At 51.7% G+C, this 1090-nt stretch carries 2 protein-coding genes; both read left to right on the top strand.

The window, feature by feature from the left end; all coding sequences use genetic code 11:
• The coding region (locus BN1360_RS00070; RefSeq protein WP_082789873.1) for an energy-coupling factor transporter transmembrane component T at positions 1 to 589 on the top strand (589 nt) is incomplete at its 5' end.
• Between the two features lie 12 nt (positions 590 to 601).
• Positions 602 to 1090, top strand: a 489-nt coding sequence (locus BN1360_RS00065) for an ABC transporter ATP-binding protein (protein WP_148466483.1), incomplete at its 3' end; no start/stop codon positions are given.

Below are 1090 nucleotides of genomic sequence, written 5' to 3'. Positions count from 1 at the left end.
GCCCTGGATTATGCTGTTTATGGCGTTGTATTTGTTCGCCCAAGGGATATACAAAACCACGGTGCAATATCTGGTTCTCGCCTTGCTTCTGTATCTTCTGCAGGGCTGGATTGCCGGCTCGTCTCTGGAAGTATTGAATTATTTAAACATTCTGACTTTTTTGGGACTGCGGTTTATGCCTGTGCTCATGTCCGCTCTGTCTTTAAGCAAAGTTCCTTCCGGCAAGCTGATCGCCGCGCTGCGCACACTTCGGCTGCCGATGGGCGTTCTGGTCACGCTGGCTGTCAGCTTTCGCTTTCCGCCGGTGATGAGGCTGGAATATGAGGCGATCCAGGTGGCGGCGAAGCTGAGAGGGGTTTCCATCGCTTCTCCGAAAAATTGGCTGCGGCCCTTTAGTACCTTTGAATATACGATCGTGCCGCTTTTAATGAGAAGCTTGAAAATTTCCGATGAATTGGCCGCATCGGCAACCACTAAGGGCATCGATGATCCGGGACGAAAAACGAGTATTTACCCGATTGCTTTCCGCCTGCAGGATGCTGTTTTGCCGATTATATATATCGCCTGGCTGTTTGCTATATGCCGTTAAGGAGGGAGCTATATGGCGCAGAAGAATGCAATTGTTGAAATCGAAAACGTGTCTTTTCAATATAATGAGTCCTCGGAACAGCTCAAACAGATTTGCTTGACACTTTACGAGGGGGAATGCGTGGTTATAACAGGGCCTTCCGGCAGCGGTAAAACAACCCTAACCCGGCTGGTGAATGGCTTGATTCCTTACTTTCATGAAGGACAGCTGACCGGGAAGGTCCGGCTCGGGCAAAAAGACATCGGGCAGATGGAGCCGTGGGAGTTCGGGAGAATGGTCGGGAGTGTGTTTCAGGATTCCCGCAGCCAGTTCTTCACATCGATCGTCCGGGACGAAATTGCCTTTTGCGGGGAAAATTACGGGATGGACCCGGAGGTTCTGCGCCGGTGTGTGGAACAATTGGCGGAAGAAAGCGGCCTGACGCATTTGCTTCAAAACGAGGTGCACAAGCTCTCCAGCGGCGAAAAGCAAAAGGTTGCCGTGGCCTCCGCGCGGTTGTCC

Origin of the sequence: Paenibacillus sp. GM2, assembly GCF_900069005.2 — a bacterium.
Lineage (GTDB): Bacteria > Bacillota > Bacilli > Paenibacillales > Paenibacillaceae > Fontibacillus.
The sequence above is the reverse complement of the archived record's forward strand: the minus strand, read 5'-3'. Positions and strand labels throughout refer to the sequence as shown.